The following is a 14,588-nucleotide window of genomic DNA, read 5'->3' on the forward strand; positions in this document are numbered from 1 at the left end:
GCCCGGCGCTTCGGCGCCGGGCCGTTCCGCGTTTATTCACTGGCCGCGGTACGGCGCCCCGGCCGATCATCAACCGCATGCAGGTACCTCAACGGCAGATCCGAGCGGTCCACACGGCCGACACGATCACCGTCTACCAGGCGTACTCCGCGAGCATTGCCGAGCCGGCCGTGCGCGCCGGCCGCTTCGTGGCGCCGTTCAAGCGGGACCGGATGACGTGGATCAAGCCGTCGTTCCTGTGGATGATGTACCGCTGCGGCTGGGGCGCGAAGCCCGGTCAGGAACGCGTCCTCGCCGTGGAGATCACCCGGGCCGGGTTCGAGTGGGCGCTGGCGCACGCGTGCATCAGCCACTACGAGAGCGGCGGCGAGACGCACGACGAGTGGGCGCGGCGGTTGCGGCGAAGTCCCGTGCGCGTGCAGTGGGACCCGGAGCGGACGATGCAGCTCGGTGCGCTGCCGTACCGCTCGCTGCAGCTCGGCCTGGGCGGCGAGGCCGTCCCCCGGTACGTGGACGAGTGGACGGTCTCGATCCGGGACGTGACCGACCTGGCCCATCGCGTGCAGTCCACCCGCGACCCGGCTCTGCTGCCGCCGGAGCGGCCCTACCCGCTCCCGGCCGACCTGGCGACCGCCATCGCGGCGTGACCAGGCCGACCGTGCGGGGCTAGGTCAGGGGTGGGAAGCGGGGTGGATGGTCGCCGGCCAGCACGAAGCGGTCCGCGTCGGAGTCCAGCGGCTCGACCAGCCCGTCCGTGACCAGCCCGGACAGGGCCCGCGCCCGCTGCACCTCGTCCGCCCAGACCGCGTCCAGCCGCTGCCGGGGCACCGGCCCGGTCGCGTGCCGCAGCACCTCCAGCAGCAGTCCCCGGACCTGCCGGTCGGTGCCCGCGTACTTCTGCGGCCGCCGGGTCGGACCCGCCGGCGCCGGCGCCCCGCTCTGCCGCCACGCGCACACCGCCTCGAACGGGCAGTCCGGGCAGCGCGGTGAGCGGGCCGTGCAGATCAGCGCCCCCAGCTCCATGAAGGCGATGCTCGCCCGGGCCGCGTGGGCCGGCTCGGTCGGCAGCAGCTCCGCCATCGCGGCCAGGTCAGCCGTCGTCGTGGTCGGCCCGGCGTCCGGGTCACCGGCGACCGCCCGGGACACGACCCGGCGGACGTTGGTGTCCACCACCGGGTGGCGTTGCCCGTACGCGAAGGTCGCCACCGCCCGGGCCGTGTACATCCCCACGCCGGGCAGCGCCAGCAGCTGCTCCAGGTCGTCGGGCACCTGCCCGCCGTGGCGTTCCACGATGGCCACCGCGCACGCGTGCAGCCGCATCGCCCGGCGCGGATAGCCCAGCCGGCCCCACATCCGGATGGCCTCGGACGGGGGATCCTCGGCCAGGGCCGCCGGTTCCGGCCAGCGTGTCATCCACGCCTGCCAGGCCGGGGTCACCCGGACCACCGGTGTCTGTTGCAGCATCACCTCGCTGACCAGCACCGCCCAGGCGCTGGTGCCGGGGACCCGCCAGGGCAGGTCGCGGGCGTTGGCGTCGTACCACTTGATGACCGAGTCGGCGAGCGTCATAACCGCACCAGCTTAGGATGCCGGAGTGAACGAGCTTGCCATCACCGTCATCGGTCCTGACCGGACCGGCATCGTCGCCGACGTCTCCGAGGCACTCGCCGGGGTCGGGGCCAACCTGTCCGACTCCACCATGACCCGGTTGCGCGGACACTTCGCGATGACCCTGATCTGCACCGGCGCCGCCGCCGACGATGTGGAGAAGGCGCTGGCCCCGCTGAGCGGGCTGCTGGCGGCCGTCCGGGCGGTTGCTCCCGAGGCGGACACGGACGCGGCGGGGGAGCCGTACCTGGTCAGCGTGCACGGGGCCGACCGGCTCGGGATCGTCGCGGCCGTCACCCGGGTGGTCGCCGCCGCCGGCGGCAACATCACCGACCTCACCACCCGCCTGACCGGACCGCTCTACGTCCTGATCGCCGAGGTCGACCTGCCGCCGGGCGCCGGCGACGACCTGGCCGCCCGCCTCGCCGTGGCCGCGCAGGAGCTGGGCGTCGAGGTGACCCTGCGACGGGCCGAGTCGGACGTCCTGTGAGCGACGCCCTGGCCGACTGGAAACCCGACGTGCTCGGCGTCGAGGGCAAGGTGCTGCCCGTGGTCACCGCCCCGGCCGGCGTGCTCAGCAGCGTCGGCGCCGAGGTCGACCCGGCCGACCCGGCGGTCGTGCAGCTCGCCGCGGACCTGGTCGCCACCATGCGGGTCTCGCCGGGCTGCGTGGGCCTGGCCGCGCCCCAGGTCGGGGTGGGTGCCCAGGTGTTCGTCGTGGACGTGACCGAGCACCCGAAGACGGTGACCGCGCACGGCACGTTCGTGCTGTGCAACGCCCGGGTCGTCGAGGCGAGCCGGTGGCGGCCGGGCCGGGAGGGCTGCATGTCCGTGCCGGATCTGACCGGCGACGTGAAACGCGCCGGCCGGGTGGTGGTCGAGGCCGTCCTTCCGGGTACGGGTGAGCCGGTGCGGCTGACCACGGACGCGTTCGAGGCGCGGGCGCTGCAACACGAGATCGACCACTGCGCCGGAAAACTCTTCCTCGACCGGGTCGCCGGTGCGCACGCCGTCTACCAGCGCAAGGTCTATCTCTAACGATCAGCGCGCGAGACGGTGTCGCATTATCGGCGCGTCGCGGCAGTCATGCCCCCTTCGCGGGGATACCGTGCACCCATCATGCGTTCGACGGTCGGTCCCCTTCCTTCCGCCGTGTACTGGCGGCGTCGCGCTGTGGTGCTCGGAGCACTGCTGCTCGGCGTCATCGTGCTGTTCGTGTCCTGCTCCGGCGGGGACGACAAGGACAGCAATCGCGGCAAGGGCGCTTCCTCGCAGGCGCCGCTCACGCCTTCCTCGGCGTCGAACACCCCCGAGGAAGAGCCGTCCTTCACCGACCCCGGGCCGGGCGCGGGCAACCCGTCGCTGCCGGACCCGGGCGAGCTGACCGCCAGCGGCGCGGGCGCCAACCCGTCGGCCGGCACCGGCGCCAACCCGGGCGACGGCACCCAGGGCGGTGTGCAGGGCGGCACGACCGACACGAACGTGGCGGCGGCCGGTGGCGTGTGCACCGACGCGGAGATGTCCCTGACGCCGATCCCAGCCGTGACCACGGTCCGCCGTGGTGCCCCGCTGGCCGTCCGCCTCAAGATCAAGAACATCTCGGCCCGTACGTGCACCCGCGACGTGGGCCCGGACCTCCAGGAGCTCTACCTCGGCCAGGGCGCCGGCCGGGTCTGGTCCTCGGACACCTGCAGCACCGTCAAGGGCTCCGAGGTCCGCACATTCCCGCCGAGCGGGGAACGCGAATACAACGTGACCTGGAACGGCAAGCAGGCCAACAAGTGCGCGGGCGGACTGGCCACGGGCACGGCCCCGGCCGCGGGCGTCTACGAGCTGCGTTTCCGGCTGGGCGCCAAGGTCAGCGCCCCGGTCACCATCACCATCAACGCCTGACCGAGCGCGTCGGGTAGGTCCGTCGCTCTGCGGCGCCTGACTTCTCACCCGCACGAGGTTCACACCAGGCTTGCCGGTCAGGTTTTCGAACGGGTTGTGCCGGCGGGTCGCAGGCGCGGGCGCGGTCGAATTACCACGCGTTGAGCGACTGGAGTGAGCCGGGAGCTGGTGAGAAGCCAGGCCCGTGGCCGGGCTATGCCGGCCGGGCCGGGCGCTCGTAGAGGAACTCCGTGCCGTCCTCTTCGTCCCACTGCTCGCCGACGTGCTCGAAGCCGAACCCCGCGATGGTCGCCAGCGAGGCGACGTTCTGCGGGCTGATGCTCGCCCGCACAGTCACCACCGACTCCTCGGCAGCCGCCCAGCGCAGCAGCTCGGTCACCATGGCCTTCGCATATCCGCGCCTGCGGTGAGCCGGGTCCGTGCTGTAGCCGATCTCGACCATGCCGGCGCTGTCCGGCGGCCCGTGGAAGCCGCCCGCCCCCACCACCACACCGTCGGGCACGGAGACAGCCGCGCGGACGATCCAGTCGGCGGACGTCGGGTCCCCGGCGATCTGGTCGAGGCGCAGGCGCCAGAGCCAGGTCACCTCATCGCTGAGGAACCACTTCGTGAGCGGGATGCCGGTCGCCGTGCTGGCAGCCGCCAGGTCGCCGGCCAGCAGTGCTTCGAGGACCGGGGGTGGCAGGCGTACGAAGCGCACTGTCGGCTGGTCGGCGCTCATTCGGAGCCGTGGTACGTGCCGGTGTCGTCGGTGTCGTCCGCGAAATCGGCGAAGTCCATGTTGCCGATAGCCAGGTTGGCCGAGACGTCCGTGAACGACGCCGGCCGTACCCGGAATGTCCGGCCCGGCTCCTCGGCGAGGTCGATCGCGAGCAGCGGGTGCTCGTCGTCGGTCAGGGCGACCTGGTCGGCCAGGAACAGGTAAGCCAGCTTGTCGTCCTCGCTCGCGGCGGCGTCCGCCTCCACCAGGTTCTGGATCGTCACCCCCGCGTACGCCGGGTCGCTGACGTAGGTGGCGCTGCGGTGGGCTCCCTCGCTGCGCATCACTGCCCGCAGCTCGTCCCAGGCCGCATCGTCGCTGAAGTCCGCGCGCAGGACCAGGGAGGTCAGGTCGTTGGGCGCGGGCAGGGGTGTGGGGATAGCAGTCATGGTGAAGCGAAGCCTAGACGTAACGCTCGAGGATCGAGGCCTCGGCCAGGCGGGACAGGCCCTCGCGGACTCCGCGGGCGCGCGCGTCGCCCACCCCTTCCACCGCCTGCAGGTCTTCGACCGTGGCGCCGAGCAGGCGTTGCAGGCTGCCGAAGTGGTCGACGAGACGCTCGACGATCTGGGCCGGCAGGCGGGGCACCTTGGCCAGCAGGCGGAAGCCGCGGGGGCTCACGGCCGCGTCCAGGGCGTCGGAGGCGCCCGCGTAGCCGATCGCCTTGGCCACCGCGACCAGGTCGATCATCTCGGTGGCGGTCAGCAGGTCGAGCTCGACCAGGGCCTCGTCCAGCGTGCGGGCCTTGCGCCCGGTCGGCAGGTAGTCCCGGATGACCAGCGTGCGGTCGGAGTCGACGCCGGCCATCAGCTCGTCGAGCTGCAGGGCCAGCAGGCGGCCGTCGGTGCCCAGCTCGACCACGTAGCCGGAGATCTCGTCGGCGATGCGGCGGACCATTTCGAGGCGCTGCACGACCGCCACCGCGTCGCGGACGGTGACCAGGTCTTCGATCTCCAGCGCGGAGAGCGTGCCGGAGACCTCGTCGAGGCGCAGCTTGTAGCGCTCGAGGGTGGCCAGGGCCTGGTTGGCGCGCGACAGGATGGCCGCGGAGTCGTCCAGAACGTGCCGCTGGCCGTTCACATACAGCCCGATGATGTGCATCGACTGGCTGACCGAGATCACCGGGAAGCCGGACTGCTTGGCGACCCGCTCGGCGGTGCGGTGCCGGGTGCCCGACTCCTCGGAGTGGATGCCCGGGTCGGGCATCAGGTGCACGGCGGCCCGGACGATGCGGGTGCCGTCGCTGGAGAGCACCACCGCGCCGTCCATCTTGCACAGCTCGCGCAGGCGGGTCGCGGAGAACTCCACGTCGAGCGGGAAACCGCCGGTGCAGATCTGCTCGACCACCGCGTCGTAACCGAGCACGATCAGCGCGCCGGTGCGGCCGCGCAGGATGCGCTCGAGGCCGTCGCGCAGGGCGGTGCCCGGAGCCATCAGGGCGAGGTTGGCGCGCAGCGGATCTCCGCTGACTCCACCGCCGGTCAGGCCGGGCGTCGTCGGGGTCATCGGACGGGCTGCCGAACCGTTGACGCCGGCAGCAGCGCCATTGGCATGGCGGTTTGATGAGGCATCGCGGTCGAGCGGCACCTGTACATTCTACGGACTCGTATCCAGGTCAACGAGCCGCGGTTCGGCCGGGGCTCCAGAGCGTGATCGACGGTCACTGCCGGTGAGCGTGCGGCGCGGCTCATTCGGCGGACGCCCGGGCTGCCCACTGCACCGCGGTCTGCAGGTCGCCCACCTCGACGACGCGCATGCCCTTGGGTGGGCTGTCGCCCTCGCCGGTGCCGTACCCGGGTGGGACCAGAGCGAACCGGAAGCCCAGCCGGGCCGCCTCGGCCAGCCGCCGCCCGATCGCGCCGACCCGGCGGACCTCGCCGGTCAGCCCGACCTCGCCGATCGCCACCAGGTGCGGGGCCATCGCCAGGTTGAGCGCGCCGGAGGCCACCGCCAGGGCCATCGCCAGGTCGGCCGACGGCTCGGTGACCCGGATGCCGCCGACGGTGGCCGCGAAGACCTCCCGGTCATGCAGCTTGATCTTTTCCATCCGGCGCTGCAGCACCGCCAGCACCATGGCCAGCCGGGCGCTGTCGAGCCCGGAGACGGTGCGCCGGGGCGAGCCCTGCACCTGGGCGCCGATCAAGGCCTGCACCTCGGTGACCATCGCCCGGCGGCCCTCCATCGCCACGGTGACGCAGGTGCCCGGGACCGGCTCGTTGTAGCGGGTGAGGAACAGCCCGGACGGGTCGGCGAGGCTGACGATGCCGGTCTCGTGCATCTCGAAGCAGCCCACCTCGTCGGCCGGGCCGTAGCGGTTCTTCACGCCGCGGACCAGGCGCAGCGACGAGTGCTTGTCGCCCTCGAAGTGCAGCACCACGTCGACCAGGTGCTCGAGCACCCGCGGCCCGGCGACCGAGCCGTCCTTGGTGACGTGCCCGACCAGCACGGTGGCCACCCCGCGCTCCTTGGCGATGCTCACCAGCGCCGCGGTGACGGCGCGGACCTGGGTGACACCGCCGGGCACGCCCTCGGTGCCCGGGGCGGAGATGGTCTGCACCGAGTCGATGATCAGCAGGCCGGGCTTGACCGCGTCGAGGTGGCCGAGGACCGCGCCGAGGTCGCTCTCGGAGGCGAGATAGAGATTGTCGTGCAGCGCGCCGAGCCGCTCGGCGCGCAGCCGCACCTGGCTGACCGACTCCTCGCCGCTGACCACCAGCGAGGGGGTGTTGGTGCCGGCGGCCCACTGCTGGGCGACGTCGAGCAGCAGGGTCGACTTGCCGACGCCGGGCTCGCCGGCCAGCAGCACCACCGCGCCCGGCACCAGACCGCCGCCGAGCACCCGGTCGAGCTCGCTCACGCCGCTGGGCACGGCCTTGGCCGGGGCGGCACTGATGGTCTTGATGGGACGGGCCGGCTCGGACGGCATCCGCGAACTGACCACCCGGCCGGACACCACGGGACCGGTCAAGGTGGACTCGATGATCGAGCCCCACTCGTTGCACTCGGGGCAGCGGCCCAGCCACTTGGGCGGCTGGTGCCCGCACGCGTCGCACTGATAGGCAGGCCGCGGCTCAGAGCGGGCGCGGGACGGAGTGCGGGAAGTCGTCACACCAGTCACGCTAGCCCGCCGGTATGACAAAGCGGGGACTTACTCCCCTTCGCCGAGATTCTCCTCGGGAGCGAGGCCGGGCGCCCGCGACGCCGGGCTCAGCGGGATGGCCATCGGCGCCTGCAGGACCAGCGGCTGCGCGCCGTTGCTGAACTCGAACACCAGGTTGATCGACTGACCCGGGACGAGCTTGCCGCTCAGGCCGATGGCCTGCAGCTTCTCGGCGTCCGCGGGCAGGAAGGTGGCCGCGCCGAGCGGTCCGATCTCGATCCGGGCCGGCCGCGCCGTGGCCCCCGCCGGGGTGGGCGCGGTCGAGGGCGCCTCGCCCGGGCTCGGGTTGGTGCTCGGGTCCGGGCTGGGGATCTGGTTGCTGTTCTGGTCGTCCTCGGTGTCCGAGGGCCGGCTGCCGGACGGCTCCGGGATGGCCGTCGACGGCGCGGAGGGGGCGGTCGAGGCGCCGCCGACGAGGCCGACGGACCGCGCGGAGACGACGGCGTCCTTCTCCGTGGCGGCGGTGGCCGGCTGGCTGCTGATCAGGACGGTGATGGCCTGCCGGGTCTGGTTGTAGAGGCCCAGCTGCAGGGGTGCGGTGGCACCGGCCGGGTAACCGGTGGTGCCGTCGTACGCGACCGCGAGGTTGCGGATGTAGACCGAGGCATCGGAGTTCTGTGAGTTCACGCCGTAGACCGACGGGTTCTTGACAGAGGTCTCGGCGACCTGGCCGGCGCTGCAGCCGGCGAGTGCGATGGCGGCCAGCGTGGCGACACCCGTGGCCACAGCGGCGCGGCGGGTTCCCGGCGAGCGCATCACAGTCCTCCAAGAAACTCGAGAATGCTCCGCGGATCAGCCTAGAGGGCGTGGATCCGGCGCGTACGGCGACCCGTCCATTCACACCACCCGGCCGCTGAACACGAGCAGCACGACGTCCAGGAGTGCCACCACGATGACCGATCGAAACATGGCGACCTGCCGGGTGCCACGGCGGAGGGCCTGCTGACCCGCGTACCAGCCCAGCGGCAGGACCACGACGGCGGCCGCGGCGACCGCGAGGCCCGGCCACGACGGCGGCCCGTCCGGTCCGAAGACCAGGGTGAGGGTCGCGGCCAGCAGCAGACCCGCCGCCGCGAACTGGGATCCGGTCGCGCCGAGGCGGTGCGGCAGCCCGACGACGCCAGTCGCGGCGTCGTCGGCGAGGTCGGGCAGCACGTTGGCGAAGTGCGCCCCGCCGCCGAGCAGCGCGCCGGCGGCGACCAGCCAGGCCGGCGGCCAGGGATGCCCGGGCAGGGCGAGCACCACGAAGGCGGGCATCAGCCCGAAAGCCACCAGATACGGCAGGACGGACAGCGGGGTGGACTTGAGCGGCCAGTCGTAGAGCAGCGCGAAGATCCCGACCAGCGTGACGCAGATCGCGGCAGCTGCCCCGAAGGGCAGCCCGAGCAGGGGGATGGCCAGCGAGGCGACCAGGCCCGCGACTCCCACGGTACGGCGGGAGACCACCCCGGAGGCCACAGGTTTGTCGGTCCGCCCGGCCACCCGGTCCCGATCGGCGTCCAGCCAGTCGTTCACCCAGCCCACCGAGAGCTGGGTGGCCCCGATGGCGGCGGCGACGCCGAGCACGCTCCAGCCCCGATGCCCCACCCCGACGGCGAGCAGAGTCATGGCCAGCGTGACGGCTCCGCCCGGTTCGGGATGGGAGGCCTTGAGCAGAGCGACGGGTCGGAACATGAAAGCAGTGTGGTGGTTGTGACCCACTCGTGCCACGCTCGATCACATGCCCCCGCTGCCCCGCAATGATCCTCGTCAGTACGACGACCTGGCCGGCGAGTGGTGGCGGCCCGGTGGAGGCTTCGAGATCCTGCACTGGCTGGCCCGGGCCCGCGGCGCGCTGGTGCCGCCCGCGCAGCGCCCGGCGGCGATCCTGGTCGACGCGGGATGCGGCGGCGGCCTGCTGGCCCCGCACGTCGAGCGGCTCGGCTACCGGCATGTCGGCGTCGATCTGCGCCGCGCCGGGCTGGAGCAGTCCGCGGCCCGGGGGGTGACCCCGGTGACCGGCGACATCACCGCGTTGCCGCTGGCGGACGGCTCGGCCGACGTGGTGGTGGCCGGCGAGATCCTCGAACACGTCACCGACCTGCAGGCCGCGGTGGCCGAGCTGTGCCGGGTGCTGCGGCCGGGCGGGCTGCTGGTGCTGGACACGGTCAACGGCACCTGGGCCGGCCGGTTCCTGACGGTCACCCTCGGCGAGCGCTTCGGCGTGGCGCCGGTCGGCCTGCACGATCCGGACCTGTTCGTCGATCCGGGCGAGCTGACCATGGAATGCGCCAAGCACGGCGTCCAGCTGCTGGTCCGCGGACTGCGTCCGAGCGTGGCCGGGCTGATCCGGTGGCTGTTCCTGCCCACCGGTCCCACGGCGGGTCCGCTGGGCCGGATGATCCCGACCCGTTCCACCGCAGTGGTCTACCAGGGCATGGGCCGTAAACAGGGGGAGATGGCATGACGACTGTCGAGGAGGCGCGCAGGCTGGCGCCGCGGTTCGCGGCCCGGGCCGCGGAGCACGACCGGGAGGGTGTGTTCCCGGCGGACGACTTCGCCGACCTGCGCCGCTCCGGCATGTTCGGGCTGATGGTGCCCGAGCGGCTGGGCGGCGCCGGAGCGGGCTTCGCCGACTACGCGGCGGTCGCCTACGAGCTGGCCCGGGGCAACGGTGCCACGGCGCTCATCTTCAACATGCACGCCTCGGTCACCGGCGCGCTCGGCGGCGTCACCAACGAGCTGGCCGAAGCGCTGGGCCTGCCACCCGAGGCACTGGAGGCCCGCGACCGCTATCTGCGCGCGGCCGCCGAGGGCAGCTGGTACGCGGTGGCGATGAGCGAACGCGGCGCCGGGTCCCGGCTCTCACAGATGACCACGAGTTACGAGGAGACCGACGAGGGTTTCCACATCAAGGGCGCCAAGACGTTCTGCTCGGGCGCGGGGCACGCGGACGCGTACCTGGTGGCGGCCCGCAGCGTGGCCGACCCGGACAAGGTCTCCCAGTTCCTGGTCCCGCCGGGTGAGGGCCTGACCGTCGAGCGGACCTGGGACGCGCTGGGCATGCGGGCGACCGGCTCCAACGACGTGCACATCGACGTCACCGTCCCCGCCACAGCCCTGCTCGGCGGGGTGGAGGGGCTGGCGCTCGTGGTCGCCCAGCTGGCCCCGCACTGGATGGTGGCCAGCTACGCGGCCGTCTACGTGGGGGTGGCCCGGGCGGCGGTGGACGCGGCGGTCGAGCACGTCACCGCCCGGGGGCTCGGGCACCTGCCGGCCGTACGGGCGCGGATCGGGCGCGCGGACGCGGCTGTCGCGGCCGCGCACCTGGCCGTCATGGAGGCCGCCCGCCGGGTCGACGAGGAGCCGGGCGAGGCGGAGACCAACCGCTGGGTGTGGCGGGCCAAGCTGCTGGCCGGCACGACGGCGGCGGAGGTGGCCGCCTCGATGCTGGAGGCGGCGGGCACCTCGGCGATGCGGCGCGGGCACCCGCTCGAACGCCTCTACCGCGACGCCCGGGCCGGATCACTGCAGCCCGCGACCTCCGACGTGTGCGCGGACTGGCTCGGCGTCGAGGCCTTGGGCGGTGATCCGGACTCGCAAGGCTCCGCCCCGCGGTGGTGAACGCTTTTCGCGGGTAAAGCACCAGTCGGCGGGGTTCGGCCTGGGGAGGCACAAGTGAAAAGAATCGGTCAGGCAGTGATCGCCGGCCTGGGTACGGCATTGCCGCCGGCAGCGGCACAGGACGACCTGTGGGAGGGCTTCTTCTCGCAGCACTACACGGGCGGCCGCCGCGGACTGGCGAAGCGGATCTTCGCCAACTCCGGGGTACGCACGCGGCAGGCGGCGGTCAGCCCGCTGCTGGAGGACGTCTCCGGCTGGTCCACCGAGCGCCGGATGCGCCGCTACCAGGTGGAGGCCATGCCCCTGGCCAAGGAGGCGGTCGGCCGGGCCCTCACCGAAGCGGGTGTCGCCGCCGACGAGCTGGGCATGCTCGCTGTCTGTTCCTGCACCGGCTACGCGACGCCCGGCCTGGACATCCTGCTGGCCCGCGACATGGGGATGGCGCCGTCGTTGCAGCGGCTCTTCGTCGGGCACATGGGCTGCTACGCCGCGCTGCCGGGCCTCGGCACGGCCGGCGACTACGTCGCGGCCCGCGGCCTTCCGGCGCTGCTGCTCTGCGCCGAGCTGACCAGCCTGCACATCCAGCCCCCGGACTCGCGGGCGGACATCCAGCAGATCGTGTCGCACGCGCTCTTCTCGGACGCCGCGGCCGCCGTCGTGCTCACCCCGGAGAGCAGACCCGGAGGGTACGTCGTCAGCGACGTCGCCGCGCTCACGGACACCACCACGGCCGGCCACATGACCTGGGACGTCACCGACCTCGGCTTCCGCATGGGCCTGTCACCGCAGGTCCCCGACGTCCTGGCGCTGCACGTCCGCGCCATGGTCGACGACCTGCTGACCCGCAACAACCTGACGATCGAGGACGTGGACGGCTGGGCGGTGCACCCCGGCGGCCCGAAGATCCTCGACGTGGTGCAGGAACAGCTCGGTCTGACAACCGAGGCGATGACGGCGTCCCGGGAGGTGCTGGCCACGTACGGGAATTGCTCGTCCCCGACGGTATTGCTGGTCCTGGACGCGCTGCGGCGCAGGCCGCAGCCGCCGCGCCGGATCGTGATGCTGGCGTTCGGGCCGGGTCTCACGCTCTATGGCGTCCTGCTCGACACGCCCTAGGGTTGTCGGGTGCGAGAGGACCGGGTTGCGGGCGCAACGCTCTACGCGTTCGCCCTGGTCCTGCTCCTGGCCGGGGGTGTGTGGTTCGTGCGCGCGGCCCCGGAGGTGGGAGAGGACCCCGCGGTGGTGGCCGGCCGGGCCACGGTCGAACGGCTGCTGCCCGACCTGCCCCGGCAGGCCGGCGCCGAGACGATGGTGCTGGCCGCGGGCGGGCGCAAGGAACTCAACACGTCGGTGGTCGGCGGCGCGTACGCGCTGGCGATGCTGTGCGTGGGCGACGGCCAGGTCCGGGTACGGCTGAGCGCGACGGGTGAGGACTCGGGGCGGGCGGTGCCGTGCTCGGCGAAGGAGCCGGAGCCGGTGGAGCTGACGGTCGGTCTGGCGGACGACCTCTTCATGGCAGTGTCGGCAGAGACCCGAGGCGCCGCGGTCTTCCGCTGGCGCGTCATCCGGACCCGCTCCTACTGACTCGTTTCACGAACCGGCCGTCTCGCGGGCTGGTGCGTTTCGCGTGGAGGTCCCACTCCCGTCCGTTTCGCGGGGCTGATCCTGTCGCGAGGGCTGGGCCATTAGTGGGCTGGCCGTTCGCCGGTTGACCGCGTGTCGCGGACTGGGCTGGTCTTCGCGCGGGTTCAGCTGTCGCGGGATGAGCTCTTGCCTGGGCTGGCCTGTCCGCGGGAGTCGGCCGGTCGCGGGGCTGGGCCGCCTCGGAAGCTTTCCGTCTCGCATTTGCTGCGGCTCATGACAAGCGTCACTTACCGGTCGATCGTGCCGGCCTCATTCCGCCGGTCGAAGCCCCCGGGCGGATCGCTTGTCACGGAGCGTCAGAGCCGGGCGAGGTCGGGGCGGAAGTCCTCGATCGAGAAGGTCCGAGCGATCTTGCGGACGATTTCACCCCCGCGGTTGACCAGCAGGACCGCCGCGGTGCCGTCGGGGGTGCCGAGGTGGAGCCCCGCGCGGAGCTCCCCGGTGGGGTCACGCAGTGCGCGGGCCGACTTGGGCTGAGTCTGGGGCGTGGCGTTCGTCGGCGGGGCGCCACCGGTCTGCCCGGCGGCGGCACCGGCGACGACCGTCACCACGGCGATCCCGGGCGGCGCCGCGGCGGTGGTGTCGGCCACCAGGCCGGCGCAGTCGCAACCGTCGGTGAGCAGCACGACCGCCGGCAACTGGGCCCGCAACGGTACGGTCTTGCCGTCGCCGCCCATCAACTCCAGGGCGGGCAGGGTGTCACCGCGGTCGTCGGTCGTGGTGGCCGTGCGCTGGGTGGCCGGTGAACGGGACGGCCCGGGCCAGGCCGAGGCGAACAGGCTGGCCACAGTGACCAGGACGGCCATCGAGATGATCAGGACCGGGGCGCGCAGGCAGGCAGCGCCGACCCGGCGGAGGACGCGCATGCCGGGACGGTCGGTGAAGCGCTGCCAGCGGGTGCGTTCCAGCGACCGGTGCAGCTCGGCCTGGACGGCGCTGACCTCCTCGGACAGCTCGGAGAGGTCATCCGGGATGACGATGACGCCCCACTCCTCGGGGAGGTCCGGCAGACCGTCAGGGGAGCCGCCATCGGGCGGCCAGTTGCCGCCGTTGTCGCTCATACTGCCCACGATTCACCCTCCCCCCTGCCGACGAGTCTCGCGTGGCCGGGGACCTGCGTCCAGCCTCCCCCAAGCACGCCCTCGACCGCCAGTGGTGGGCGGTTCCGGTCGCTAGCGATAAGCTTGACCTCGCAAACGCTTCAGGTCCGGAATATCCGACTCGCTGAGTCAAGTGGTCACGACGTAGTCACCCTCCGTTACTGAGGCAGCTCTTCGCCCGCATGTCAAGCGGTAGAAAGACGGCTCACAGGGCCTCTGAGCTGCACTAACAGTCACGGCCAGGGTGGGACATCGCTGCCTGAGCGTGTTACCCTAGACACAGCGAAAGGGGTTTCGAACCTATGGTTTTCAGTGTCGGCGAGACCGTTGTTTACCCCCACCACGGGGCCGCACTCATCGAGGCAATCGAGACTAGGGTCATCAAGGGCGAGCCGAAGCAATATCTCGTTCTGCGAGTCGCCCAGGGCGACCTTACTGTCCGGGTGCCCGCTGAGAACGCCGAGATCGTCGGCGTGCGCGAAGTGGTCGGCGAGGAGGGCCTGGGCAAGGTCTTCGACGTCCTCCGCGCACCGCACACCGAGGAGCCGACCAACTGGTCGCGGCGTTACAAGGCCAATCTCGAGAAGCTCGCCAGCGGCAACCCGCTGAAGGTCGCCGAGGTCGTCCGCGACCTCTGGCGTCGTGAGCGCGAGCGTGGTCTCTCGGCTGGGGAGAAGCGCATGCTCGCCAAGGCCCGCGACATCCTCGTCGGTGAGGTGGCCCTCGCCGAGAAGAGCACCAAGGACGAGGCGGAAGTCCTCCTCGACAAGGTGCTCACCGAGGCCTGACGTTCCCACCACCTCAGCACCACCCCCACGGT

Annotated in this window: 17 protein-coding genes; 9 read left to right on the forward strand and 8 right to left on the reverse strand. The window is 72.3% G+C overall.

The annotated features are described in order from the left end of the window. Positions 1–77: 77 nt before the first annotated feature. Positions 78–647 (forward strand): DUF4291 domain-containing protein, encoded by a 570-nt coding sequence (locus ACWEOZ_RS19870; protein WP_451912142.1) that lies wholly within the window; start codon positions 78–80, stop codon positions 645–647. Between the two features lie 19 nt (positions 648–666). On the opposite strand, the gene ACWEOZ_RS19875 is transcribed toward ACWEOZ_RS19870, so the two are convergent. After that, positions 667–1,569: an A/G-specific adenine glycosylase gene (locus ACWEOZ_RS19875; protein ID WP_451912143.1), complete on the reverse strand. Its 903-nt coding sequence runs from the start codon at positions 1,567–1,569 to the stop codon at positions 667–669. 25 nt (positions 1,570–1,594) lie between these two features. Between ACWEOZ_RS19875 and ACWEOZ_RS19880 the strand changes: the two genes are divergently transcribed. The 3 genes from ACWEOZ_RS19880 to ACWEOZ_RS19890 all read left to right on the forward strand — a co-directional run bounded on the left by ACWEOZ_RS19880 (position 1,595) and on the right by ACWEOZ_RS19890 (position 3,501). Next, positions 1,595–2,098, forward strand: coding sequence for a glycine cleavage system protein R (locus tag ACWEOZ_RS19880; RefSeq protein ID WP_451912144.1), 504 nt, complete (start codon positions 1,595–1,597; stop codon positions 2,096–2,098). Further along, the gene (locus ACWEOZ_RS19885) at positions 2,095–2,646 is read left to right on the forward strand and encodes a peptide deformylase (protein ID WP_451912145.1); all 552 of its coding nucleotides are present in this window, start codon (positions 2,095–2,097) and stop codon (positions 2,644–2,646) included. Before ACWEOZ_RS19880 ends, ACWEOZ_RS19885 begins: the two co-directional genes overlap by 4 nt. Before the next feature lie 81 nt (positions 2,647–2,727). Beyond that, the gene (locus ACWEOZ_RS19890) at positions 2,728–3,501 is read left to right on the forward strand and encodes an adhesin (RefSeq protein WP_451912146.1); all 774 of its coding nucleotides are present in this window, start codon (positions 2,728–2,730) and stop codon (positions 3,499–3,501) included. A gap of 193 nt (positions 3,502–3,694) precedes the next feature. On the opposite strand, the gene ACWEOZ_RS19895 is transcribed toward ACWEOZ_RS19890, so the two are convergent. The 6 genes from ACWEOZ_RS19895 to ACWEOZ_RS19920 all read right to left on the reverse strand — a co-directional run bounded on the left by ACWEOZ_RS19895 (position 3,695) and on the right by ACWEOZ_RS19920 (position 9,095). Beyond that, entirely contained in the window at positions 3,695–4,222 is a 528-nt protein-coding gene (locus ACWEOZ_RS19895) for a GNAT family N-acetyltransferase (RefSeq protein ID WP_451912147.1), read from the reverse strand. After that, complete coding sequence (locus tag ACWEOZ_RS19900) at positions 4,219–4,650, reverse strand: DUF6924 domain-containing protein (RefSeq protein ID WP_451912148.1); 432 nt, start codon at positions 4,648–4,650, stop codon at positions 4,219–4,221. The genes ACWEOZ_RS19895 and ACWEOZ_RS19900 overlap by 4 nt, the downstream gene beginning before the upstream one ends. 13 nt (positions 4,651–4,663) lie before the next feature. Then, positions 4,664–5,848 (reverse strand): DNA integrity scanning diadenylate cyclase DisA, encoded by a 1,185-nt coding sequence (gene disA, locus ACWEOZ_RS19905; protein WP_433722811.1) that lies wholly within the window; start codon positions 5,846–5,848, stop codon positions 4,664–4,666. Between the two features lie 100 nt (positions 5,849–5,948). Next, positions 5,949–7,370: a DNA repair protein RadA gene (gene radA / locus ACWEOZ_RS19910; RefSeq protein ID WP_451912149.1), complete on the reverse strand. Its 1,422-nt coding sequence runs from the start codon at positions 7,368–7,370 to the stop codon at positions 5,949–5,951. 39 nt (positions 7,371–7,409) lie between these two features. After that, positions 7,410–8,177 (reverse strand): hypothetical protein, encoded by a 768-nt coding sequence (locus ACWEOZ_RS19915; RefSeq protein ID WP_451912150.1) that lies wholly within the window; start codon positions 8,175–8,177, stop codon positions 7,410–7,412. Positions 8,178–8,258: 81 nt separating this feature from the next. Beyond that, the gene (locus ACWEOZ_RS19920; protein WP_451912151.1) at positions 8,259–9,095 is read right to left on the reverse strand and encodes a UbiA family prenyltransferase; all 837 of its coding nucleotides are present in this window, start codon (positions 9,093–9,095) and stop codon (positions 8,259–8,261) included. A 46-nt stretch (positions 9,096–9,141) separates the two neighbouring features. Here ACWEOZ_RS19920 and ACWEOZ_RS19925 point away from each other — a divergent pair, with 46 nt between their 5' ends. The 4 genes from ACWEOZ_RS19925 to ACWEOZ_RS19940 all read left to right on the forward strand — a co-directional run bounded on the left by ACWEOZ_RS19925 (position 9,142) and on the right by ACWEOZ_RS19940 (position 12,608). After that, a complete protein-coding gene (locus ACWEOZ_RS19925) occupies positions 9,142–9,867 on the forward strand; it encodes a methyltransferase domain-containing protein (protein WP_451912152.1) in 726 nt (241 codons plus the stop codon). Beyond that, positions 9,864–11,024 (forward strand): acyl-CoA dehydrogenase family protein, encoded by a 1,161-nt coding sequence (locus ACWEOZ_RS19930; RefSeq protein WP_451912153.1) that lies wholly within the window; start codon positions 9,864–9,866, stop codon positions 11,022–11,024. Before ACWEOZ_RS19925 ends, ACWEOZ_RS19930 begins: the two co-directional genes overlap by 4 nt. A 63-nt stretch (positions 11,025–11,087) precedes the next feature. Continuing rightward, positions 11,088–12,140, forward strand: coding sequence for a type III polyketide synthase (locus ACWEOZ_RS19935; RefSeq protein WP_451912244.1), 1,053 nt, complete (start codon positions 11,088–11,090; stop codon positions 12,138–12,140). Positions 12,141–12,149: 9 nt separating this feature from the next. Beyond that, positions 12,150–12,608, forward strand: coding sequence for a DUF6023 family protein (locus ACWEOZ_RS19940; RefSeq protein WP_451912154.1), 459 nt, complete (start codon positions 12,150–12,152; stop codon positions 12,606–12,608). A 356-nt stretch (positions 12,609–12,964) separates the two neighbouring features. Here the strand turns inward: ACWEOZ_RS19940 and ACWEOZ_RS19945 are convergent, their stop codons facing one another. Further along, positions 12,965–13,729: a hypothetical protein gene (locus ACWEOZ_RS19945; RefSeq protein WP_451912155.1), complete on the reverse strand. Its 765-nt coding sequence runs from the start codon at positions 13,727–13,729 to the stop codon at positions 12,965–12,967. A gap of 341 nt (positions 13,730–14,070) precedes the next feature. On the opposite strand from ACWEOZ_RS19945, the gene ACWEOZ_RS19950 reads away from it, so the two are divergent. Beyond that, the gene (locus ACWEOZ_RS19950; protein ID WP_026206027.1) at positions 14,071–14,556 is read left to right on the forward strand and encodes a CarD family transcriptional regulator; all 486 of its coding nucleotides are present in this window, start codon (positions 14,071–14,073) and stop codon (positions 14,554–14,556) included. The last annotated feature ends 32 nt before the right edge of the window (positions 14,557–14,588 follow it).

The organism is Actinoplanes sp. NPDC004185 (genome assembly GCF_053603475.1).